Raw genomic sequence first — 22,391 nt, 5'->3', positions numbered from 1 at the left:
GAAGAAATATTAATAAGGAACAATAGCCAGCAATTGTTCCGACAGGAAAATGTTTTTAAAACATGCGTTTTTGTAAATTCTGTCAAGGCTTTATATATCCTGTCGGGATATATCGGTCACGGCTGGCTTCACGATCCGCTGTACATTCGGATGGTTTTGCCTTACAAATGTATCCTAAGACATTCTTTTATGAAAGGAATAGTCTTTTCATTTTCGGAAAAGAGAAAATATTATTATTTTAAAGTGTTGATTTTTATTATTTAAAAAATTAATATTAAATCTTTATTAAGTGAATCGTAGAACTGTATCGTGTGATAATTACCGAAAAATTCTCACGGAAATACAAAAGCCTGTACCAAAAAGATACAGACTTCGTTTAAAAATTAATAAGTAATTCTAAGCTGTTGTTTTTTTAGCTTCTTCCTGTTCTACAAAAGAAATAAACGAGGAAGGCGAAATTCCTGTAATGGATTTGAAAATAGTTGTGAACTTGCTGTGAGACGAAAAGCCGCATTCTTCAGCCAAAGCTCCTACTTTATATTTTCTGTATTTTTCGGAAGTATTCAGTTTATGGATAATGTAATTGATCCTTAATTTATTGATATAGCTTTTGAAATCGGCTCCTTTATGTTTTTTAACGACAAAAGAAATATATCGGATGTTGGTATTGAATTCCATAGCAAGATAGGAAAGTGATACATTGCTATTGTTGAACATCTGCTGTTTTTCAAATTCATTAAGCTGTGTAAGAATATTGGCTTCCGTTTCTTTGTTAATAGCGATGTCAGTCTGCTTGTTTTCAGTTTCAATTTCCTCAGCAACAATTTTTTCTTCATTTTTAGCTTCTTCAATATCTGAAGTATCAACCGTTGTTTCTAGAACGTATTCCTCTTTCTCTTTGTAATGATCGATAATGCTTTTAAACTTTTTGTATTCTTTTCTATGTCTTCTTCTGTTAATAATTAAGATTACAATCAAACCTATAATCAATAAAGATGCTATACCAATAAAGATATTCTTGGTGCTGTTCCAGCTCATATATTGATCTTTCTCTTTTTCAATTTTATTGTAATCTTTTTCAATAAATCTTACAGCTCTATTCGCTAATTTTAGATCAGTTTCATTGAGCATTTTTCTGTAATAGCTAGCCTTTTTATATTGCTTGGTCGCATCATACAGATCGGCAAGACATTCCGAAGCCAGCCTTTTCATTCCTGTATGTTGAGCCTTGTTGGCAAACTCTAATGTTTTTAGAAATAATTTTTCGGCTTCATTATAACGTTTCTGTTCAAGATATACTTCTCCAAGACTGTTATTGGCAAGAGTAAAATCATTAGAAGGGTCGGGAAGCATTTTTATAGCCTTTGAATAAAAGATTTCTGCCTGTTTATAATCTTTTTTCGTATAATATACCTGTCCGATCATCCGATAATGATGTCCTATATGAAGACTGTCAGGAGGAATTGTTGAAAGATATTTTAAGGCTAATAATTGATATTCCAGAGCTTTATCAAGTCTGTTGTGGCTGCCTTCCCAATCCGTCAGATTTGTACAAATTCGGGATTTCATGAATACTTTCTTTTTTCTGTCAACAATTTTATCGGCAATTAAAAGGGCTTCGTCCAGATATTTTTTAGATTTTTGGCTTAATCCCAAAAACTGATAATTTTCGGAAAATTCAATCCGTGTCTTAGTCTGTAATTCGTAATTCTCTGTTTTATCTAAGATTTCTTGTGCTTTTTTAGTAAACTTTATACTTTCTTCGTATTTGCTTTGCATTAAATAAATATTGGCTGTCAATAAATATCCTCTGCCTTTTATATCGGGAGTTTTAGCTGTTCTCGTTAAAGAATCTGCTATTTTCAAAGCTTTTGGCACATCTTGAGTGGCGATTTCTGAAATGGTTTTTACAAATATATCTTCAGGAGGGGATTCGTGTTTTTGAGAAAATATTAAAGTAGAATACAGAAAGATAAGAAAAAGTAAGTTTTTCGCCATAGTTTGATTAAATGTTAAAAATTTTCAGATATGTATTGGTTTTGATTAATTTTAACAAAGATAAATTAAAAATTAGTTATTATATTTAAATTATTTGTGAATTGTGGTAGGTGCTGAATATTAGATTTTTAATTACCTAAAAATATATTCTTATCAGTTTTTAGAAGGTAAAAAGCATATGTAGGAATAAAAAGAGTCCGCTCAATTTTTTGAGCGGACTTCTGATAACCTAACTAATTATAAATTATAAACATTAGGGATTTTTATAATCCCAAATAATTAATGAAAGAGATGAAATGCGGGATCAAAACCGCATTCAAAACTGATAACTAAATTTTAATATTTAATTGAAAAATATTAATGAACAAATGTAATATTTAATGACAGTTAGCAAAGGATTATAATCCTGCTTTGATTGTCTGATAACTGAAATTGAGGTTCGTTCCAAGAATATTTATAGTCATTCCGCCTAAGAAGTTAACATTAACGGTAGTAGTTACTCTATAGAGAGACCATGTAAGTGTATTTACTCCGGGATAAATCCATCCGGCATAGACTACCATCCTAAGGTTAGCGGCTGCATAAAATACTGTCGCACCCGGAAAATAAATAGGCGCTCCACTTGTCGCAACAACTCTTATTCCGTTTGAATAGTTATACTGATAAGGGCTTGAAGTCTGTACAGCAGTTGTATAAGAACCGTTCCAGATTGCTGGAGATGATGAATTATGATAGTAAGAAACATTGCCGTAGCTAACCGGGTAGTTTGGTGCGATATTAAAACCAACACTCGTAATAGTTAAAGGTACAGGTACTAATACATTTACAGTAAGATTACAGTTGATACCAGCCACACTAATAGGTATATTGATGGTACCGTTTGTAGTAGGTGTACCACTTAGGTTAAAAATCAAGTTACCATTGCCCACAGCAAAGTTTCCTGCCGGTAGATTAGCGGTTATGCCATTTGCGCTCCAGCTTCCTGCCGGATAACTTCCACCGTTTCCTCCTGTATAAGGGATGGTGCGGGTAGCTCCTGCAACTATTGCCTGACCTTCAGTAATGGTGTTATCAGACTGTGTCCCTCCATTACACGACAGTGTAGCGATAGTTCCTATACATGTCTGGTCAGTTCCGGATCCGGTAAAATCCAGCCAGTTAGTTCCTTGAAAATCAATTTCGCCAAGAGCAGCGAAATCTGCTCCTTGTGCGTACCAATTGCTGTTCAAGGTTACATTTACACCAGCATTTATTACTTTATTGGAAGATGAATTATTATATATTGCAGGTGGGCTGCTCCATGTGGCACAGTTGTTCCAGACTCCATTGGCTGTTGCTATGTTATTCTGCGCATTAAGAGGCAGTATAACCAACATCAGGATTAATGAGAGTAACTCCTGTATGTTTTGTTTTAATTTTTCCATTGTTATATATTTTAATTGCCGATCAACTGTTTGCAATGTATATTCAACAATTGCAGTAATTGATCTATGAAAAATTAATTCTTATTTGCTAAGCTTATTTACTTGTGTCTGTAATGCATTGATCTGTGTTTGCTGTGATTTAATAGCTTCGATAAGTGCAGGTACAAGTGCCTGGTAATTTACCGCTTTGTATCCTTCCTTGTTGGTTGTTACTGCTTCCGGGAATGCTTTTTCAACTTCCTGAGCGATTACCCCCATGTCGTGCCCTTTACCAATAGACTGGTTGGGAAATTCAGAAGCATCTTTCCAATCATAAGTATATCCACCCAATGACAATACTTTTTCCAAAGCGTTTTTAATTGGGGTAACATTCTTTTTAAAACGTGAATCTGATGGTCCTTGTATTCTGTTAGCAGTAATGGTTCCGTTTACCTGCAACAAAGAAGAAGGAGTGGTTGTTCCGATACCTATATTGTTAGTAAGGGTTGTAGGATATAAATTGCTTCCTGTTAACGTCCATAGATTGGAACCGGCTCCGCTTAAGCTTGTTTTAGGAATTGTTTTAAGTATTCCTGTATTAGTAACTGTCAATACATTCGGAGCAGTAAGATCCTCATTCAAACCCTGTATACGTACCGGATCGAATCCTGATTCCGGAATGATATGAAGTCTATGTGTAGGATCTGTTCCCATAAGTCCAACTCCTAAATAGCCATAACCGCTTAATACCATACCCGGCGCTTCATCAGGAGTAGAAGCAGCATGGAACTGAAGGATACCTGCACTTATCCCAAGACCGTAAAAATCGGCATTCCCTCCGTTATAAATTGCAAATTTCTTTCCGTTAACATCTGTTTGGTTTGCACCGAACGTATTATTACTTAAGCTTAATTCGCTGAATGGAGCAGAATTATTAATTCCTACTCTGTTATTGAGGGCATCAACTGAAAATGTACTGCCGTCTACGCTGAATTGGTTGACCAATTGTGTTGTTCCAGGGGTAAAGCTCAAAGTCTTATCAGTCATAGATACAATACGGTTTGTAGCCAGAGAACCGTCGTGTTGATATAAGTTGATATCAAATTTCTGCCACATGGTTCCGTCCCAATAATAATAACCGGGAGAACTGATATTAGCTGAAGCCGGCGTAGATGGTGATACTGGCTGCGCTGAAGTTGCATATACTATGGTACCGTTTTGCGCTGTGGTATATAGAGAATTGCTCGTTGCCGTTTTAATTTGCAGTCCTGTAAGTCTTGGAGCGATAATACCCTGTGCAGTAGTGGCGTTTGCTTTAGCCATTACATCAAAAGTAGCTGCAGGGGTTTCTGTATTGATACCAATTTGGGCATTGGAATAGACACCTAATAATAGTGCGACAGTCAGTGTTAAATTTTTTTTCATAATAGTCAGTTTAATAAATTATAAGTATTAGAACATTACTTTGGTAAAAAGAATAGAGGTTTTTTCATTTTGTAATTTTTAGAATCTTGATCTAATTTTTTTGTTTAATAATTTGCTGTATTTCAGGGTTACAATTGATACTTTATTATTTGCTTAATTAATTGGGAAACTTTAATTATAATAAAGTTTGCAACGCATGCTAAACAGAAATATTATTGTTGGTTTTTATATGAATTTTTTCTTAGAAAGAGGAGATTGTTCTAATGAACAAAGTGAGATTTTTAAGATGATATTTGGTTTAATGTTGTTATGCTTTACATTGTTTTGCAAATTTATCTGAAACAGGTTCTTCAGAAAAGAAATACCCTTTGGGTTTTCAGAAAATCAAAAGGTTTTTAATTGTAAATATTTGAATTTTAATTATTTAATTTTTTATAGGAATGCAGGTAATAATCCCTATCTAATGAAAAATGACAGATTGCTTTTAAATTTATAATGAAAAACAAAACAAAACAAGATAAAAAAGTCTGCACTTTACTAAAGTGCAGACCTGTATAAAAATTAATGATCGTATCTAAATTATAGTTTATTCTTCTTTGCTTTTTCGTGTTCGATAAATGAAATAAAAGTAGAAGGGGAAATTCCTGTAATAGATTTGAAAACGGTGGCAAATGTACTATGGGACGAAAAGCCGCATTCTTCAGCCAGAGTTCCCACTTTATATCTTCTGTATTTTTCTGAGGTATTCAGCTTATGAATGATATAATTGATCCTGAGTTTATTAATATAATTCTTAAAATCAGTGTGTTTATATTTTTTCACGACATAAGAAATGTATCTGCTGTTCGTGTTGAATTCCGTGGCAAGAAAAGAAAGAGAAATATAGTTTTGATTAAACATTTCAGTCTTTTCAAGCTGATTAAGATGCTCTAATATTTTTGTTTCTGTCTCTTTATTAATGGCAATATCCGGCTGCTTATTTTTAATATCAGATTCATCTGAGATACTTTTTTCTTCACTTTCATTTTCTTCAGATATTGCAGTATCAATTTTAGTTTCTAAGACATAATCTTCTTTTTCCTTATAATGATCGATAATAGCTTTAAACTTGAGATACTCTTTTTTATGTTTCTTTTTATTGATAGTGAAAATTACAATAAAACCTAAAATCAAAAGAGAGGCAAGGCTAATGATAATATTTTTTGAACTGTCCCAAATTGCATACTCATGATTTTCGTTTTCAATTTTGTTATAGTCGGTATCAACTGTATGACTGTGTTTTTCAGCTTCTTTCCAGTTTATTTCTGCCAGTTTTTTCCTATAGACAGAAGCTTTTTTGTATTGGTTAGTTTTTTCATAATATTCTGAAATGTCATTGAATATTCTTCTTTTCATTTCCGGATAATCTGTTGTTTCTGCGAATTGCAATGCTTTTAGAAAGAACTTTTCGGCTTCATTATAATGTTTCTGTGAGAATCTTATTTTTCCCAGTCCTTCCTGAACTAATGCAGTGACATAGTAAGATTCGGGAAGATTTTTCAGAGCGATCTGATAATGTTTTTCTGCAAGATCATAGTTATTTAGATAAAAACAATACACCTCTCCTAACATTTGATGTGTTCTTCCCAGATTGATTTGATCCTGTGGGATTTTTGAGCAGTATTCCAGAGATTTATTAAGATAAGTAAGAGCAGCTTTGTAATTTTTATTATTATTAATCTCATAATGTGCCAATTCCTGCAGAAAAAGAGATTTTACCTGCGCCTGTTTCTGAACATCAGTGATCTTATCTGCGATTTTGAGCCCTTCATCGGAGTATTTTTTAGATTGATGCAATAGCCCTATGATTCTGTATACAGTCGCCATGAGTCCGCGGATCTTTGCCTGGAGCTCATAATTTTCTGTTGTATCAAGAATATTTTTTGCTTTTTCTGCAAACTTGATGCTTTCATTATATTTACTTTGCTGCATGTAAAGACTGGCGGTGAGCATCACACTTCTTCCTTCATGTTGGGGAGTTGTTGCAGCAGTTGTCATGGAATCTGCAATTTTCAGTGCGCGGGGCATATCTTTAGCTGCGACTTCTGTGAGGGTGGTCATGTAAAGTTGTTCATAAGGATCATGGGTTTTTTGTGCCCATATTGCTGTAGAATACAGGAAAATAATAACGAGAAAGTTTTTGGTCATAATTTAATTGTGTGAAAAGATTTCTTGTAGAATCTAATTCAGACAAAGGTAGAGTGAAAATAAGCTATAAAGTTTATTTTTCGTTAAATGTAGTAGATATTGTGAATAAAATTTATCATTAGAGACAAATGATAAATTTTTTTTTGGATTTAAAATGAAATCAATTGAAAAAATAAAGTTTTTATATGGAAAATTACTTCCTAAGCTTTTTCACAATAATTTAAAATCCGTCAAAACAGCTACAAAGAAACTCAATTTGGCTACGTGAGAGTTTGTGGATTTAAGGAATTTTGCATTCTAAAATTTAAACAAAAATAAAAATGCAAAAAACGATTTTCATCACAGGAGCTTCGTCAGGTTTAGGAAAAACAACAGCGAAACTATTTCAGTCAAAAAACTGGAACGTCATTGCTACTATGAGAAATCCTGAAAACGAAACAGAACTGAACCAACTGGAAAATGTAACCATCCTAAAACTCGATGTCTCAAAAAAAGAAGAACTTGAAAAAACTATCGCTGAGGTTTTAGAAAAAAACAGTATCGATGTCGTATTGAACAACGCTGGTTATGGATTGATAGGGCCTTTGGAAGCATTTACAGACGAACAGATCCAAAAGCAGATCGAAACCAATTTGATGGGAGTGATTCGCATTACAAAGGCTTTTACACCATATTTCAGGGAGAAAAAGGATGGCGTTCTCATTAATGTTACTTCAACGTTTGGATTGATGGGCTTTCCGACGTGTTCGATTTACAGTGCTACAAAATTTGCCGTTGATGGTTTCTCAGAATGTCTTGCTTACGAATTGGCTCAGTTCAATGTCAAAGTAAAAGTAGTCGCACCGGGCGGAATTCAGACGGATTTTGCTGGACGTTCTTTGGACGGAGCTTTTCATAAATCTTATCAACAGTTAGCGGAAAAAGTTCAGGAAGGGTACAGTCCGGAACAGATTGCCAATTATTCAAAGCCTGAAGATATTGCCCAAATTATATTCGAAGCGGCAACGGACGGAAAAGGTCAGCTAAGATACATTGCGGGAAAAGATGCAAATACATTATATAATGAAAGAATGGAAAACAGAGTAGAAAATCAGGTTCAGAATGTAAAGTCTCAGTTTATTTTTAATTAATATTTAAACAAATTAACGAACAAAGAAAATTCATTATTGTTTAATAAAATAAAATTCAGTTCAAAAAATATTCCTCCTGTCAAACAGTTGTCACAAACCCACCTTATCTTTGTCTTATGAAATCAAAATCTCCGGTTCATTTTAAATCTTTATCGGCACTGCATCAAGCGATGGGACAATCTTCGCCATTGCATCCGTTAATTGGTTTGATCGATTATGGTAAATCGGTTTTCGATCCCAAAGATTATGAAAACGGTATAAAACTGGATTTTTATAAGATTTCATTTAAGACAAAATTCGCAGGCAAGATAAAATACGGACAGGGATTTTACGATTTTCAGGAAGGCGGAATGTCGTTCGTTTCTCCCGGTCAGGTTCTGAAAATGGATCAGGAAGAGGCGGATTACAGCGGAATGTCTTTGCATATCCATCCTGATTTTCTGCGTCCATATCCTTTACTTCAGAAAATTAAAAAGTATGGGTTCTTTTCTTATTCGGCGGCAGAAGCACTTTATCTTTCAGAAAAGGAGAAACAGACGATTTTAAATATCTTCGACAATATTCTAAGTGAATTGAATGAGAGAATCGATGTATTCAGTCAGGATGTGATCATTTCTCAGATTGAATTGTTGTTGACGTACAGCAACCGTTTTTATAATCGGCAGTTTATCACCAGAAAAGCGGTTAATAATGATTTGGTTGCAAAAATGGAAGATATTCTGGATGATTATTTTGATAATGAAAAAAGTCTTCACGGGCTTCCGACAGTGGAGTATGTTGCTTCTCAACTGAATTTGACACCAAGATACTTGAGTGATATGCTTCGACATCACACCGGGCAAAATGCACAGCATCATATTCATGAAAAAATAATCGAAAAAGCGAAAGAATATTTATCGAGTGAGCAGTTTTCTGTTTCTGAAACAGCTTATCAACTGGGTTTTGAACATCCACAATCTTTCAGTAAATTGTTTAAAAAGAAAACAGAGTTTACGCCCAACGAGTTCAAACAATCATTTCAAAATTAAATAAAATGGATCAGAATAATTTAGATACAATTATACAACGTTCTTTGGATATCAGAGAAAAATATCATCAGCTGGAAATTCAACAAAACGGAAAAGAATGGACAATGGAGCAGGATGCTTTAGGATTCTTAACGGATGCCGGTTTGGTCGGAAGAGATGTAATGTCGCATGCAAAAACATGGACGAAGCCAAATTCCGCTCAAGAGCTTGAACATAAATTAGGCGAAAATATCTGGTGGCTGATTGTTTTGGCAGATAGAACGGGGATCGATATCAAGGAAGCTTTAGATAAATTTTTAACAAAAACAGAAGAGATTTTAAAATGAGTTATTGTTTAGCCATCAACGGAATGCAGCCCGAAAGCAGGAGAGAACTTCACAAAAAATACCATGATCATCATTATGGCTTCCCGATTCATGATGATAATGAACTGTTTGGAAGACTGATCATGGAAATCAATCAAGCGGGTTTGAGTTGGGAAACGATTTTAAAGAAAGAAGAAAGTTTCAGATTAGCTTATGATAATTTTGATATTCAGAAAATTGCAGTTTATACAGAGACCGACCGAGAGAGATTGCTGAATGATCCGGGAATTATCAGAAATAAATTAAAGGTAAATGCAGCCATCGAAAACGCAAAAACCATCATCGGATTGCAAAAAGAATTTGGCTCGTTCGAAAAATGGCTGGAACATCATCATCCGAAAACTTTGCAGGAATGGATGAAGTTATTTAAGAAAACATTCAAATTCACAGGTGGTGAAATTGTTAACGAATTCCTGATGAGTATTGGATTTTTAAAAGGCTGTCATGATGAGAGTTGTCCTGTTTACAATGAAGTTTTGAAACATGATCCGATGTGGATGAAAGGATAGATGTTTTGTGGGGTTAAAATATAAGTATTTGGTTTTTAATAAATTTTTTGACAGATAAATTCAGAGAAGTTTTTTACATTTGGAGACCAAACAGAAAATAACACCATGAAAAACTTTCTATTCATCTCCACTTTACTTCTCATTTCATTGTCTTGTCATAAAGATCGTGATCAGGACTCTGATGTTTTACCTGCCGCTACACAATCCGGAGCCAATACAGGCGGAGCTTTAGTAAACGGAAATGTTTGGGTTTCAAAGATCGAAAAATCGAGTATAGTTGTAGGAGAAAATAATACGATATATAAATATACGAATGAATATCCGAATCCATATTCACTTACGATTCACTTAAGAAATATAAATAATCTGACGGGGAATAATATAATGATCAACCTGAAAAGCAATTCAGATTTTGCTCCGGGTGATTATGTCTTGAATGAAACTGAAAATTCGAGTGGTTATTATTATTCATCCGACACATTTTACGTTACAGATTCAGAAAATAAGGGAGTTTTAACCATTACAAAATTCGATAAAGCCAATAAAATTATTTCAGGAACGTTCAGTTTCAAATGCAGATATTATTACACCGGCGAAGTTGTAAATATTACAGATGGTCGTTTTGATAGAGTGTATAATTAAAATTAAAAAGGCTCAGATCGTATGATTACTGAGGCTTTTTTATATCTTTTGCAATTACTTAATCTTGCTTTTTATCCTTTCAGAAAGCATAGTGATGATTCTTTTATTAAAAGATTTGCTGTCCGAGAGGTATGTTTTTGTTTCTTCTAAAGTGAGCATTCCGATGGTCATCCCTATCAATGTATTTTTTAGGGAGTTGTCCTTTTGGAGACTCTGATCGACAAAATCTAGCTTTTTATCAATTTCAATCAAATCAAAATCCGGAATTATTCTTAAAGCATAATCTCTGAACACAAGTATATACATATCATTCTGCAATTTTAAAATTGGACGAAGTACCTGATTCTGAAATAACTCTGTTTCGTTAGTGCTTTCGAATATCGGGATAGAGAGGTTTTCTCTTAAATCTGTTTTGCTTGTCATTTTGTTTTATTGTACTGAATTAATCATTGAATTAAAAATCAATTACTTAGATATTTAATTTTTCATTTCAGATTTTCAAAATATCTTCTTTTACAGGATTCATATTTCCAGTAATTATAACTGTTGATTCCTGTTGCATTAAAACTGGTCATAGGATTTTCAATTGGCATCCTGTTTTCGAAAGTAACACATTCTTCAAAAATCTCTGTTACCAGTTCGGTATAATGATAAATAATGAAATTAGATAAATGCAGCATTTCTATAATTTCGATATTCAATAGTTCTTCATAATCATAAAGTTCGCAGTACATGTTTTCATAATCATTGTTGGCTATTTCATCTTCCCAGAAATTGTCGCTGACTGCCTTAAATATATCATCAAAGTGAGGGTGCTTTTTAGAAAATTCAGCAATATCATCTGTCTGATATCCATCATCAGAAGTAGGAATAACCAGAAAACCATTATCATAAAAGTGTGGAAGTTCTTTGGGGACTTTTACATGATCTTTTGTGATAATTAAACATATTCTGTGAGCCATTATTTAAATCTTTACTAAATGTATTGGGTTATGTACAGTTTAAACCTATTTTATATTAATCGTTTATTTAAAAGACATATCAGTTTTATATTGGTATTTGAAAAAAGTTATGTTTCTCAAGGTTTGCCTGAAATGTTTCTTTTCATAATCAATTATTCCTTGTTTACTCTTAAATCTATTAAGATTTCTTTCAGTGGGATCTTCTAATTTTTCAGTAAGCGTTTTACAAACAAGGCACTTTTTATTAATTACTGTACTAAGTATTGATTTTCTATTACAAATAATACACTTTTTTAAACTGTTGCAAAGTTCATTAATATCCTTGTATTGAGTTTCTGTAAGTAATGTTGCGGGTATTTTTCTCAAAAGTTTAAAAAAATTAAATGATTCATTAGAAAAAAATATATAATCTTTTTCATTATCATCTTTTGTGATTTCTTCTTCCGGTGAAAGTTTCTTTAAGATAATATGAAAGCTGTCGTAGCCATCAGTTTTCCATTCAATATTATTGATTTCAGACCAAAAAACATGATTTTTCTTTTTATCAAAATAAGAAAACCCGTTTCTGTCTATATTACTGATCCTGAATTTTTTTAAATGTTTTAAATAACATTTTTTGCAGAAATAATAATCACCATAACTCTCTACACTTTTTCTACTCCCACAGTTTCCACAGGTTGACTCGAAAATGATGATATATTTTTCTAAGATTTGTTCAGTTTTTGGACTAACTTCTGTATGAAATCCCCGAAAAGTCAAACGTCCCCATGAATATTTATAATCCAAAGGCTGTTTGAAATTCCATCCATTGATCATAAGTTCTGAAAACATTTTTCTGACCTGTTTTTCCCATCCGGAAAATAAATCTTTTACGACCAAACGGATATACAATTCCTGATTGAAATTTTCAAAATTAAAATTTCTGTCGGTCAGTTCTATCTTCATTTGGGAATAAGAATCCTCATTATAGTGGGTTTTATCCATAAAAAATAGATAGGCTAAGAAATCTGTCTGGTAGTCCCGAAAAGGATTCATATTTTAGTTATAATTAAAAAAACAACTAAAATACTCAAAAAAATTTACCCTACCGTCTTCGTATCCTCCTCCTTCAAAATCTTTTTCTCTTTCATAGACAGCATCATTCTTTCGCACTTATATTTTTGCCAATCAAAATTATTAAGAAAATCTAATGCAGCAACAAAACCGCGATTGAATAATTCTTCTTTTTCTTCTTTTTGCATAAAGAAATTCAGCCAGTTGCTGGTTCCGCAATTCACGGTCTGAATGCTGAAAAGATGATAAAAGGTATGTTTTGTAAGGAAAGTTTTATCATTAAAACCTTTCAAAGTACTGATGATATTTCCGGCAAAAGATAGAGGTGATTTCAGGATTTCCTGACTTGTTTTTCCCTTTTCGGAAAGAATATCGGAATCGCTGGTCAACTGAACTCCAAATAAAGGCATTCTCGGATAAAAAATATCTGTAGAGTGGAAGAGATCGATCGGAAAATTGGAAAGACTTCCGCCATCGATGAAAACTCCGACAGGATTGATATCTTCCTGTTTAGTATTCATCCAATATTTCCATGCGTATTTTACGGAATCATCGTTTTTGTCGATTTGTTTTTGCAAAGGCTCAAAAAAGAACGGAACCGACATCGAAGCACGTACAAATTCAGCCGGACTGATGTGTTTCATTTCCTCTTCAGACCAATATAAATTTGCCATTGTAGGCAATTCGACTTTTATTTTGGCATTAATGTCTGTTGTGATGACGATGTATTCCGATTTTAATAAATAGAAAGGATCTTTTTTATAATAATCGTTGTTTACGGTACTTTCATAGAAAATTTTGTAACGGATCTCGTCGATATGTTCCTTATTATTTTCTCTGATTTCTTCAATGCTTTCCAATGCAATATTGTAATATTGCATTTCGTTTCCGTGGCGGTAATTCAGGTTGAGATCTTTTCCGGATTGCACGAATTTATCATTCAACGCTGCAACAGTTTCTATTCCGAAACCTTTCAAAACATCCTTCATCTGATTTAGAAAAGTATTTCCGGGATTCAACCCTGAATTTGCTTTTTTCAGATCGTTATATAATTTTCTTACATAGAAGAATGCAATAATAATAGGAATGATCGGAACCAGAAAAAGCAATTTTGCTCTTAAAGTCGTTTCAGAAGAAATAGCAAACGGAGCAATCACAAGAATCAACATGATAATCGCTGCAATAATAGCATTGATCTTTATGAAATTCTTATTGTTCAGCATCGAATGAATGGTCGTTTTTACATACGATTTACCATCCATGAAATCTGCAAAATTCCAGTTGAAAAGTATGTCTTTGATGACTTCACTTTTGGCTTCTTCCTTTGTTTTACAGGCTGCGATAAGCATCGTATTGATCGCACCTGCACTCGTTCCCGCAACTTTCAGAAAACGAATTCCGAAAATCTCCAAACCATACAAATAACCAACTAATGCACTTCCCCAAACTCCGCCTCCTTCCTGTACAAATTCCACATACTGATTGCCTTGCGCATCCAGAAGATCTGAAAATTCTTTAGACGAAATATTTGCATACAAAGCGGCAAGTTTGTCTTTAGATTCTTTGGAAAGAACATTTTCTTCAAGAATTTTGTTTAGGATTTCGGGTTTCATGGCTTAGTTTGGTTTTGGTTATTTTTTTGTCATTGCGAGGAGCGAAGCGACGACGCAATCTCTAAAATGATTTTTTAAAATACTTTAAATGAGATTGCTTCACATTACAGTTAGCAATGACAATCGATTTGATTTAACATAATAAAAATACAACGATTTGTTGATCAGTTTTATAATTTAAAATTAATTATATTTAAAATATTAAGCCACAGTATTTTCACTATGTTTTATAAGTAAAATTACCACTGTTTTCTTCGGGCATAGATAAATGTACAGATCACAACAACAGCCATTAAACCTAAAGTGTAAAAGTAACCGTGTTTGGTATGAAGTTCCGGCATATTGTCAAAATTCATTCCGTAAACTCCGGCAATGAAGGTGATCGGCAAAAAGTAAACCGAATAAATCGCCAAAACCTTCATCACCTGATTTGCTTTTTGATCCGAAAGCGCCAAAAACATTCCTATCAAGTTGGTAATCTGGATGTTTAAATGATCAAAATCGGCAACCACATCTTTATGTTTATCCTTCAAATCGACAACCTGGGAATCCTGCAAACCTAATAATTTAAACTTATCGATCGCATCTGTAGAAATCGTCAAAACCCTTGAATTTAGTCCGGATTTTCTTTTTAATTTATATAATCTTTTAATCTGATTGGTATGGTTTGTATTTTTCAGGAAAATCTCGTTTTCAATGTTGTCCATTGTTTCGAGTAAACTTACAGATTCATCATCGAAACTTTTCATAATTAATAAGGCAATTCTCAGCGCTATATTTTCTGAAGTTGTTTCTTCTTTTAAACAGGAAACCTGCTTTTTGGTTTCACCGATGCTTTTGGTTTTCATTCGGTGAATCGTAATGATTGTTTTTCCTAAAAGGAATATCCCGATTTTTGTACTGATATCGCTGATTGTATTCAGGTTTTTCCTTTCCAGCTCGGTACTTTCACGAAGAAGGAAGAATTTTACGTCGCCGTCTTCTTCGTATTTCGGTAAGTGATTGGGATCTAAAGTATCTTCCAGAAGAAGATTATTGATCTCGTATCTTTCATGTAAAAATTTCAGGTCTTCCGCAGTCGGGGACTCTACATCTACCCATTCGCATTGGGAATCTCTGTATATCGTGTCAATTGGCATAAAGTAAAAATAGTTATATTTTGAAAACTATGTATTAAATAAGTTTATCTTTACCAAAATTAAAAAACTATATGATTAAAAGTACAATAAAAGGTATCGGATTTCATGTTCCTGATAACGTTGTTACGAATGATGATCTAGCAAAATTAATGAACACCAATGACGAATGGATCACGGAAAGAACAGGTATCAAAGAAAGAAGACACAGAAAAAACAGAAATGACTCACAGGAAACAAGTGCTTATTTAGGCTTTAAAGCGTCAGAAAAAGCTTTAGAAAAGGCAGGAATGACGGCAAAAGATATCGACTATATTGTTTTCGCAACACTTTCTCCGGATTATTATTTTCCGGGATGTGGGGTTTTGCTTCAGGATATGTTAGGTTGCGATACGATCGGGGCTTTAGATGTAAGAAACCAGTGTTCCGGATTTGTATATGCGATGAGTGTTGCAAATGCTTTTATCAAATCAGGGACTTATAAAAATATATTAGTTGTAGGCGCTGAAATTCATTCTTTCGGACTGGATTTTACGGATGAAGGAAGAGGTGTTTCCGTAATTTTCGGAGATGGAGCGGGAGCAATTGTACTTTCTGCAACCGAAGATGAAAATGCAGGAGATATTTTGGCAGTAAACATGCATTCTGAAGGAAAGTTTGCCGATGAATTGTGTACACAGTTTCCGGGGTCTAAGTTTGGCTGGAGCGACAGAATGCGAAAAGAGCCTGAAAATGTTACCAATAAAGAAGTTTATCCGATCATGAACGGGAATTTCGTGTTTAAACATGCAGTAACAAGATTTCCTGAAACAATGCAGGAAGCTTTGGATAAAGCAGGAAAAACAATTGAAGATCTTGATATGTTTATTCCGCATCAGGCGAATTTGAGAATTGCCCAGTTTGTACAGCAGAAGTTTGGTTTGCCGGATGAAAAAATCCATAATAATATTCAAAAATATGGAAATACAACAGCAGCCTCTATTCCGATTGCTTTGAGCGAAGCGATTGAATTAGGAAAAATTAAAAGAGGAGATCTGGTTCTTCTTTCAGCTTTCGGAAGTGGTTTTACTTGGGGAAGCGTACTATTCGAATATTAATTGATTCTTTATAAAATCTAAAAAGCAGACAAATTTTGTCTGCTTTTTTATTCATAAATGTTTGATATATAGACTTAAATCCTATTCATGACCAACTGGGAATTGGTATGGTTTTTGATGAATTTATAAAAACATATTTATAACACTAAGAATAATGAAAATCTTATTTCTGCCCATTTTCACAATGGGTGTCTTTATTGCGTACGCACAAACAGGAAATGTTGGAATTAATACACCTTCTCCTACTAATTTATTGCATGTAAAAGGCAACGGAACATCTGATCCTTTAAGGGTTGAAAATCTATTGACAGCACAGAATACAGCCGGAACATTGGTAGCAGACGCTACCGGAGTAGTAAGGCTGAAAAATTCTAATTCCATTAGTTCGGTAAGAATAACAGGGAATGTGACACTTGCTGCAAGCGGAACGTATTATGCTACCAATGCTTCATCTGCTCCTACAAAAGAGTATGATAACCTGAATGAGTTTTCCGGAAATACTTTTACAGCTGCACAGGCAGGTTTGTATATGGTAGCACATTCTGTTTTATTTACCCAGCAAAATAGTGGTGATGGCTACTTGGGAAATGCTGTAATCCTTAGGAATGGAGTAATTATAGAAAATAACGCATCTAAAATTGCGATCACCGAAGTTTCTGGAGCTCCTACATCAGACTGTTATTCTGAAGCTACTGCCGTTATTAAATTGAATGCAGGAGATACTCTGACTTTTCAATCAAGAACTTATGGCGCAGGTGCATCAGTACCTGCCTCATACAGAATAAGCATTACACGTTTAGATTAATACAACCGAAATACAACACAAATGAAAGCATTACTTTTAGGAATTACTTTTTTTAGCATAAGTATTTCGGCACAGACAGGTATTGGTGTGGTATCTCCCTCCAATATGCTTCATGTAAGAGGAAATACCATATTAAATCCTGTAAGAATCGAAGGGCTTCAGTCCGGTTCTGCAAATCTGGATAATCTGGTTTCTTCTACTACAGGATTGATTAAAAGACAGAATCTAAATACAGTAAGTGCAATAAGGGTGTCAGGAAATCTCAATATGGCTGCAAATAATACTTATTATGAGACAAACACAACTTCTGCACCTACCGAAGAATTTGATAATCTGAATGAGTTTAACGGGGATACTTTTACGGCTTCACGTCCGGGATTATACTATGCAACCTTTACTGTCATTTTTCCTCAGCGTTCTGCTGCTGTGGATGGTGGTGATGGATATCAGGGAAATATATATATAGATGATTCCACAGGAGGCGGGGAAGGTATAAGTTCAAAAATATACAATCCGGAAAGTACTCTCACTGCAGCAGATCAGTATATGACCGCAAAATATCTTATAAAAATGATTGCAGGACAAGAACTTTATTTTGGGATTCTCGCTTATGGTTCCACAGGAAATGTAAACGGAGTGACCTATAAGATCAATATAGTAAGAATGGATTGATATTTTTTACATTATGAAATAATAAAATCCGCAGAGTATTCTGCGGATTTTTATTTTATAAGATACTTTTAATTATTTAAAAGCTTTTCTATCAGTTTATTTTGTATTTCCATTAATTGACTGATTTGTTGTTGGTTTTGCATTACATTTTTAAACAAATCTTCATCAACATTATTAATTGTTGTATCTCCAATATTTCCTACAGAGGAATTATTGCTTGTATCAATATTATTATTAATAATAGTGTCACCATCTAAGAAATATTGGGGTTCTACTTTGAAGAACTCAGCAATTTTCTGCATAAAAATAAAGTCTAATTTTTCAATTGCCCCATTTTCAATTTTACTGAGATAGCTTTGAGAAACATCAAGCTGAAAAGCCAAGTCTTCCTGAGATATTTCTTTCTGTTCTCTCAATTTTTTGATTTTAAAACCAACACTGTTATTCATAATTATGGAAATTGAAATGTAAAGATAATGTTTTTGAGACAATATTTTTATTCCAAATGGAATAGCATTTTATTCTTTTTGGAATTGTCACTTAGGGAACGAGATTATATTTTTGAAAAAAGTTTCATCCCTTTCCAACCTAAAGACAAAAAAATGCATCTATATATAAAAGAATTATATTTAACAACGAAAAAACAAAATGACCATGACGAAAAAAATGATTTCGTGGCTGTCTATACTGACAGTCTTTCTGACCTTACTTTGGTCCTGCCACAACGAAGATTTCGCAAAAGGCGAAACAGAACCCCAAAGAAACAATGCCAACTTCTTTAAACATGTAAATTCTGTCACTGCAAAATCAGGAGTAGATTACATTAGTATTCTTGAAGCTTACAACAGAGAAAAAGATTTTCTGTCTACAATGCCCGATCAAAAAGGAATGCCGATCTGGGACAAGATGCAGGTTGTGGATGCGGAGAATGCAACAGGTTTGATGATTCCGCTTTCGGATGATAATGAAACGATGAGCTCTGTGCTTTTTGCTACACTAGATGATGAAAATTCTGTAATCGGGATAAAAGATTATGACAATAAGCTTTTGGAGAATATCGTGTATAATGAAAAAATAGACAAGAATTACAGAGAGCAGATGTTTTATACTTTTATGTATATGGATAATAAGACTTTCGGGAACGAAGATTTTACCAATATTCCCAAAGATCTTTTTGTCGGCAGAAAGTATAATAATGAATACGGGAGAATAAGAATTAAAAATTTTACAACTTCAACGGCTACCGCACAGCAGAACGGAAAGATGATATGGCTTCAATCCTGTGGCGTCTATTGGCAGTGCTCCCATCATTCAGAAGGCAAATGTGATAATTGCATGGAAAAATGCCATGTGAACATATGTTATGATGTGGTAATCAGTGTTCCAGATGGTGATGCAACGCCACAGATTCCCAACACCTCGGGAGGCGGTGATGGCGGAGGCGGAACTCCCGGACCACAACCTCCGAAAGATCCTTGTACACAAAGTGGAACTGCATTTTACAGAATATCACAACAGTGTAGTGAGAATGATAACACCCCGCCAATAACCACTTGTGAGAGATTAAAAAAAATGCTGGAAAACCCAACCGTTTCGTTACCTCCTGGAACGGTAAGTATAAAAGATGCATTGCTTGATCTAAGAAATACAGTAGATCTACCAAATACAACTCATGAAGAAGGATATAATTTTAAGTATGATCCTGCAACCGGAGGGATGTATGCTGAAAAAGTTACAATCTGGTCACCAAAAGACAATACAGTTATCTATACCAAGACACCTAAAACCTTTGGGGGAGCACATTTTCATATGGAGAACTTACAGGGGATGTTCTCTTATGATGATATTTCAGTTTTATATAATTATTTCTTTTGGTTTACGGCTACTCCTTTTAGCGGTATTAATAATGCTTCCTATCCTCAACCGGTACACATGCTGGTTGCTAATGGGCAGGTGTATGCATTAGTGATAGAACCTGAAGATATTAATTATTTTAGACAGACATATAATGATATATTAAATGGTGATAAAAAGCTAAGAGTTAAGTTTGAAGATGATTTTAAAGCAGATTTTAGTAAACTTAATAGTACTGTTGGGGGGTGGAACACGGATTATACTACCTTAGAAAAGACTTTTTTAAAATTTGTGACTAAAATAGATAATAGTCCGAAACATTATAATTTAAAAGTATCTTTATACAGAGCAAATCAAGATATAACAGGCTGGGAAAAATTAACAATCAGCCAAAATGGAAATGATTATACAATAATACCAAATCCTTGTAATTAAAATTAACATCATGAAAAAAGCATTATTAATATTGACAATATTTTCATTTTTATTTTCCTGTAAATCACAGACAATAGTACCAATGAATAATTCTTATTGGGATTATCCAGAACCAGCATATTTAAAGGATACAGAAAATTTCCTAAACAAATTTATAGGAACCTGGAAATATCAGAATGGGAATGAACAATTTAAAATTGTTCTTAAAAAGAAATTAAAATATGACTATGATGGTCGTTATAGTGATATTTTGTATGGTGAATATCAATACATCAATGTATCAGGACAAATACTGGTTAATACATTAGATAAAATAGATATACCTATGGACGAAAGTTATCATAATATTACAGGTGCAACCTTTATTCCCAATAATTTACGTGTAAAGTGTAATGATTGTAGTCCAGGAGAATTTAGAGTTGAAAGCTTCTTTGATGATCCAGACAGAAAAGGCTTAATTGGGACAGGTGTAATATTTCGATATGTAAATCCTACTACTATTAAAGTATTAATTATAGGATCAAAAGGAAAGGTTTTAGAAAGTGAGACAGATAATCTACCTGATCAGTTACGTGTACCTTCTGCAGAATATACGATGGTAAAGCAATAAAATAATTTTGGGCTGTAGTTTTCTACAGCCTTCTTGCACTGATTATGAAAAAAATAATATTATTAATGCTTTTTATTAGCATTGTTTCTTGTAAAGCACAGATAATCCCAATGAATAACGATCACGTGGAAACACCTGATGGTGCACATTTAAAAGACACAGAAAATTTCTTGAATAAATTTGTAGGCACATGGAAATATCAAAATGGAAATGAACAGTTTATAATTATTCTTAAAAAAGAAAATGATCATTTTTACAAAACTTACTACAAAGATATACTTTATGGAGAGTACAAATACATTAGTTCATCTGGCAATACATTAATTAATACACTTGATAAAATTGACTTTGCTTATCCAAGTAAAAGTTATCATAATATTTCGGGAGCAAGTTTAATTTCCAATAATTTATATGTTAAATGTAATGACTGTAACCCAGGAGAATTTAGGGTAAAAAGCTTCTTTGATGATTCAGACAGAAAAGGCTTAATTGGTACAGGTGTAATTTTTCGGTATATAAATCCTACGACTATTAAAGTATTAATTATAGGTTCAAAAGGTAAGGTTTTAGAAAGTGAGACAGATAATTTGCCTGATCAGTTACGTGTACCTTCTGCAGAATATACAATGACAAAACAATAGAAGTGCGAAAAAAAATTCTTTTACCGTTTATTTTTATCTTCTCTTTATTCTTTTCTCAGAAAAAAGATTTTGATCAATTTTATGGGTTAAACTATACTTTTAGACATGGTATGAGGACATTTAACAGATATTTGGAAGTAAGTATTGTAGATTTTAATAAAGATTCCATTCGTGTTGATATTACAAAAGAAGATACAATTAAATCATATAAAAAAATATCAAAAGAGGATTTCAGACTATTAATAAAAAATTTTAAAAAACTAAATCCTAATAAAATATATCAAGAAACTCCTATGTTTGTAGATTGCCATGATACAAGATTAAGTCTTAATATAGAACTTTTTTATGGTTATTCTTATGATATATATTGCCTCTCAAGTCGTCTGAAAGGACAAAAAAGAACGGTAGAATTTGTAAAAAAAATATTTGAGATTATTGATGAAGATTACAATTGTTATTACATACCTAAACAATGTAAAAATCTAACTAAATATTGATGTAATTATTTTCAACATCATAGGATATTTTGCATAATTATTAATAGTAACCTACATGGTCAATTAAGAATATATAACGACAAAACAATAAATTTTAAGGGCTGTAGTTTTCTACAGCCTTCTTACACAGATTATGAAAAAAATAATATTATTAATTCTTTTTCTTAGCATTGTGTAAAGCACAGATAATTCCAATGAATAACGATCATGTGGAAACGCCGGATGGAGCTTATTTAAAAGACACAGAAATATCAAAATGGAAAATTAACTAAATTATATGCTTTATCCTAGAACTAAAAACAAAAAAAATCCGCAGAAATAATCTGCGG

The 22,391-nt window shown here is 33.3% G+C and carries 22 protein-coding genes; 12 read left to right on the top strand and 10 right to left on the bottom strand.

The genetic code is table 11. The features are described 5' to 3' along the window. Positions 1-396: 396 nt before the first annotated feature. From ABD940_RS02505 to ABD940_RS02490, 4 genes are all read right to left on the bottom strand, one after another. A complete protein-coding gene (locus tag ABD940_RS02505) occupies positions 397-1,998 on the bottom strand; it encodes a helix-turn-helix domain-containing protein (protein ID WP_345200103.1) in 1,602 nt (533 codons plus the stop codon). A 398-nt stretch (positions 1,999-2,396) separates the two neighbouring features. Continuing rightward, positions 2,397-3,422 carry a hypothetical protein gene (locus ABD940_RS02500; RefSeq protein ID WP_345200102.1) on the bottom strand — a complete coding sequence of 342 codons (1,026 nt, stop codon included), beginning with the start codon at positions 3,420-3,422 and terminating at the stop codon, positions 2,397-2,399. A gap of 81 nt (positions 3,423-3,503) precedes the next feature. After that, positions 3,504-4,826 (bottom strand): tail fiber domain-containing protein, encoded by a 1,323-nt coding sequence (locus ABD940_RS02495; protein WP_345200100.1) that lies wholly within the window; start codon positions 4,824-4,826, stop codon positions 3,504-3,506. Between the two features lie 579 nt (positions 4,827-5,405). Then, positions 5,406-7,013 (bottom strand): helix-turn-helix domain-containing protein, encoded by a 1,608-nt coding sequence (locus ABD940_RS02490; protein ID WP_345200099.1) that lies wholly within the window; start codon positions 7,011-7,013, stop codon positions 5,406-5,408. A gap of 320 nt (positions 7,014-7,333) precedes the next feature. Here ABD940_RS02490 and ABD940_RS02485 point away from each other — a divergent pair, with 320 nt between their 5' ends. The 5 genes from ABD940_RS02485 (at position 7,334) to ABD940_RS02465 (ending at position 10,687) form a co-directional block, all read left to right on the top strand. Beyond that, a complete protein-coding gene (locus ABD940_RS02485) occupies positions 7,334-8,143 on the top strand; it encodes an SDR family oxidoreductase (RefSeq protein WP_345200098.1) in 810 nt (269 codons plus the stop codon). Between the two features lie 116 nt (positions 8,144-8,259). Further along, on the top strand, positions 8,260-9,171 hold the full coding sequence (locus ABD940_RS02480) for a helix-turn-helix domain-containing protein (RefSeq protein WP_345200096.1): 912 nt from the start codon (positions 8,260-8,262) through the stop codon (positions 9,169-9,171). Positions 9,172-9,176: 5 nt separating this feature from the next. Further along, positions 9,177-9,497 (top strand): nucleoside triphosphate pyrophosphohydrolase family protein, encoded by a 321-nt coding sequence (locus tag ABD940_RS02475; RefSeq protein ID WP_345200095.1) that lies wholly within the window; start codon positions 9,177-9,179, stop codon positions 9,495-9,497. Then, a complete protein-coding gene (locus ABD940_RS02470; RefSeq protein ID WP_345200093.1) occupies positions 9,494-10,045 on the top strand; it encodes a DNA-3-methyladenine glycosylase I in 552 nt (183 codons plus the stop codon). The genes ABD940_RS02475 and ABD940_RS02470 overlap by 4 nt, the downstream gene beginning before the upstream one ends. A 105-nt stretch (positions 10,046-10,150) precedes the next feature. Further along, complete coding sequence (locus ABD940_RS02465; protein WP_345200092.1) at positions 10,151-10,687, top strand: Riean_0653 family protein; 537 nt, start codon at positions 10,151-10,153, stop codon at positions 10,685-10,687. A 54-nt stretch (positions 10,688-10,741) separates the two neighbouring features. On the opposite strand, the gene ABD940_RS02460 is transcribed toward ABD940_RS02465, so the two are convergent. From ABD940_RS02460 to ABD940_RS02440, 5 genes are all read right to left on the bottom strand, one after another. Continuing rightward, on the bottom strand, positions 10,742-11,110 hold the full coding sequence (locus tag ABD940_RS02460; protein ID WP_345200091.1) for a glyoxalase: 369 nt from the start codon (positions 11,108-11,110) through the stop codon (positions 10,742-10,744). A 62-nt stretch (positions 11,111-11,172) separates the two neighbouring features. Next, a complete protein-coding gene (locus ABD940_RS02455) occupies positions 11,173-11,649 on the bottom strand; it encodes a hypothetical protein (RefSeq protein ID WP_345200090.1) in 477 nt (158 codons plus the stop codon). A gap of 63 nt (positions 11,650-11,712) precedes the next feature. Continuing rightward, positions 11,713-12,684 carry a hypothetical protein gene (locus ABD940_RS02450; RefSeq protein WP_345200089.1) on the bottom strand — a complete coding sequence of 324 codons (972 nt, stop codon included), beginning with the start codon at positions 12,682-12,684 and terminating at the stop codon, positions 11,713-11,715. Positions 12,685-12,728: 44 nt separating this feature from the next. Further along, entirely contained in the window at positions 12,729-14,315 is a 1,587-nt protein-coding gene (locus ABD940_RS02445) for a patatin-like phospholipase family protein (protein WP_345200088.1), read from the bottom strand. A 239-nt stretch (positions 14,316-14,554) separates the two neighbouring features. Next, a complete protein-coding gene (locus tag ABD940_RS02440; RefSeq protein ID WP_345200087.1) occupies positions 14,555-15,454 on the bottom strand; it encodes a magnesium transporter CorA family protein in 900 nt (299 codons plus the stop codon). 71 nt (positions 15,455-15,525) lie between these two features. Between ABD940_RS02440 and ABD940_RS02435 the strand changes: the two genes are divergently transcribed. The 3 genes from ABD940_RS02435 to ABD940_RS02425 all read left to right on the top strand — a co-directional run bounded on the left by ABD940_RS02435 (position 15,526) and on the right by ABD940_RS02425 (position 18,025). Then, a complete protein-coding gene (locus ABD940_RS02435) occupies positions 15,526-16,548 on the top strand; it encodes a 3-oxoacyl-ACP synthase III family protein (RefSeq protein WP_345200085.1) in 1,023 nt (340 codons plus the stop codon). Between the two features lie 154 nt (positions 16,549-16,702). Beyond that, positions 16,703-17,353, top strand: coding sequence for a hypothetical protein (locus tag ABD940_RS02430; RefSeq protein WP_345200084.1), 651 nt, complete (start codon positions 16,703-16,705; stop codon positions 17,351-17,353). A gap of 21 nt (positions 17,354-17,374) precedes the next feature. Then, a complete protein-coding gene (locus ABD940_RS02425) occupies positions 17,375-18,025 on the top strand; it encodes a hypothetical protein (protein ID WP_345200083.1) in 651 nt (216 codons plus the stop codon). Between the two features lie 68 nt (positions 18,026-18,093). On the opposite strand, the gene ABD940_RS02420 is transcribed toward ABD940_RS02425, so the two are convergent. Next, positions 18,094-18,474 (bottom strand): helix-turn-helix domain-containing protein, encoded by a 381-nt coding sequence (locus tag ABD940_RS02420; RefSeq protein WP_345200082.1) that lies wholly within the window; start codon positions 18,472-18,474, stop codon positions 18,094-18,096. A 205-nt stretch (positions 18,475-18,679) separates the two neighbouring features. On the opposite strand from ABD940_RS02420, the gene ABD940_RS02415 reads away from it, so the two are divergent. From ABD940_RS02415 to ABD940_RS02400, 4 genes are read left to right on the top strand one after another with little or no spacing between them, the layout of a single operon-like run. Further along, a complete protein-coding gene (locus tag ABD940_RS02415; protein WP_345200081.1) occupies positions 18,680-20,314 on the top strand; it encodes a hypothetical protein in 1,635 nt (544 codons plus the stop codon). A 10-nt stretch (positions 20,315-20,324) separates the two neighbouring features. Continuing rightward, entirely contained in the window at positions 20,325-20,924 is a 600-nt protein-coding gene (locus ABD940_RS02410) for a DUF6705 family protein (RefSeq protein ID WP_345200080.1), read from the top strand. A 44-nt stretch (positions 20,925-20,968) separates the two neighbouring features. After that, the gene (locus ABD940_RS02405; RefSeq protein WP_345200079.1) at positions 20,969-21,565 is read left to right on the top strand and encodes a DUF6705 family protein; all 597 of its coding nucleotides are present in this window, start codon (positions 20,969-20,971) and stop codon (positions 21,563-21,565) included. 2 nt (positions 21,566-21,567) lie between these two features. Then, a complete protein-coding gene (locus tag ABD940_RS02400) occupies positions 21,568-22,062 on the top strand; it encodes a hypothetical protein (RefSeq protein ID WP_345200078.1) in 495 nt (164 codons plus the stop codon). Positions 22,063-22,391 lie beyond the last annotated feature (329 nt).

Source organism: Chryseobacterium ginsengisoli (assembly GCF_039542325.1).
Lineage (GTDB): Bacteria > Bacteroidota > Bacteroidia > Flavobacteriales > Weeksellaceae > Chryseobacterium > Chryseobacterium ginsengisoli.
Note: the sequence above shows the minus strand (reverse complement) of the source record. Positions and strands in the feature narration are given on the sequence as shown.

What these genes read in the sequence shown, in the direction of transcription:
- ABD940_RS02505 (WP_345200103.1), bottom strand. Translation starts at nt 1,998, where the DNA reads ATGGCGAAAAACTTACTTTTTCTTATCTTTCTGTATTCTACTTTAATA.
- ABD940_RS02500 (WP_345200102.1), bottom strand. Translation starts at nt 3,422, where the DNA reads ATGGAAAAATTAAAACAAAACATACAGGAGTTACTCTCATTAATCCTG.
- ABD940_RS02495 (WP_345200100.1), bottom strand. Translation starts at nt 4,826, where the DNA reads ATGAAAAAAAATTTAACACTGACTGTCGCACTATTATTAGGTGTCTAT.
- ABD940_RS02490 (WP_345200099.1), bottom strand. Translation starts at nt 7,013, where the DNA reads ATGACCAAAAACTTTCTCGTTATTATTTTCCTGTATTCTACAGCAATA.
- ABD940_RS02485 (WP_345200098.1), top strand. Translation starts at nt 7,334, where the DNA reads ATGCAAAAAACGATTTTCATCACAGGAGCTTCGTCAGGTTTAGGAAAA.
- ABD940_RS02480 (WP_345200096.1), top strand. Translation starts at nt 8,260, where the DNA reads ATGAAATCAAAATCTCCGGTTCATTTTAAATCTTTATCGGCACTGCAT.
- ABD940_RS02475 (WP_345200095.1), top strand. Translation starts at nt 9,177, where the DNA reads ATGGATCAGAATAATTTAGATACAATTATACAACGTTCTTTGGATATC.
- ABD940_RS02470 (WP_345200093.1), top strand. Translation starts at nt 9,494, where the DNA reads ATGAGTTATTGTTTAGCCATCAACGGAATGCAGCCCGAAAGCAGGAGA.
- ABD940_RS02465 (WP_345200092.1), top strand. Translation starts at nt 10,151, where the DNA reads ATGAAAAACTTTCTATTCATCTCCACTTTACTTCTCATTTCATTGTCT.
- ABD940_RS02460 (WP_345200091.1), bottom strand. Translation starts at nt 11,110, where the DNA reads ATGACAAGCAAAACAGATTTAAGAGAAAACCTCTCTATCCCGATATTC.
- ABD940_RS02455 (WP_345200090.1), bottom strand. Translation starts at nt 11,649, where the DNA reads ATGGCTCACAGAATATGTTTAATTATCACAAAAGATCATGTAAAAGTC.
- ABD940_RS02450 (WP_345200089.1), bottom strand. Translation starts at nt 12,684, where the DNA reads ATGAATCCTTTTCGGGACTACCAGACAGATTTCTTAGCCTATCTATTT.
- ABD940_RS02445 (WP_345200088.1), bottom strand. Translation starts at nt 14,315, where the DNA reads ATGAAACCCGAAATCCTAAACAAAATTCTTGAAGAAAATGTTCTTTCC.
- ABD940_RS02440 (WP_345200087.1), bottom strand. Translation starts at nt 15,454, where the DNA reads ATGCCAATTGACACGATATACAGAGATTCCCAATGCGAATGGGTAGAT.
- ABD940_RS02435 (WP_345200085.1), top strand. Translation starts at nt 15,526, where the DNA reads ATGATTAAAAGTACAATAAAAGGTATCGGATTTCATGTTCCTGATAAC.
- ABD940_RS02430 (WP_345200084.1), top strand. Translation starts at nt 16,703, where the DNA reads ATGAAAATCTTATTTCTGCCCATTTTCACAATGGGTGTCTTTATTGCG.
- ABD940_RS02425 (WP_345200083.1), top strand. Translation starts at nt 17,375, where the DNA reads ATGAAAGCATTACTTTTAGGAATTACTTTTTTTAGCATAAGTATTTCG.
- ABD940_RS02420 (WP_345200082.1), bottom strand. Translation starts at nt 18,474, where the DNA reads ATGAATAACAGTGTTGGTTTTAAAATCAAAAAATTGAGAGAACAGAAA.
- ABD940_RS02415 (WP_345200081.1), top strand. Translation starts at nt 18,680, where the DNA reads ATGACGAAAAAAATGATTTCGTGGCTGTCTATACTGACAGTCTTTCTG.
- ABD940_RS02410 (WP_345200080.1), top strand. Translation starts at nt 20,325, where the DNA reads ATGAAAAAAGCATTATTAATATTGACAATATTTTCATTTTTATTTTCC.
- ABD940_RS02405 (WP_345200079.1), top strand. Translation starts at nt 20,969, where the DNA reads ATGAAAAAAATAATATTATTAATGCTTTTTATTAGCATTGTTTCTTGT.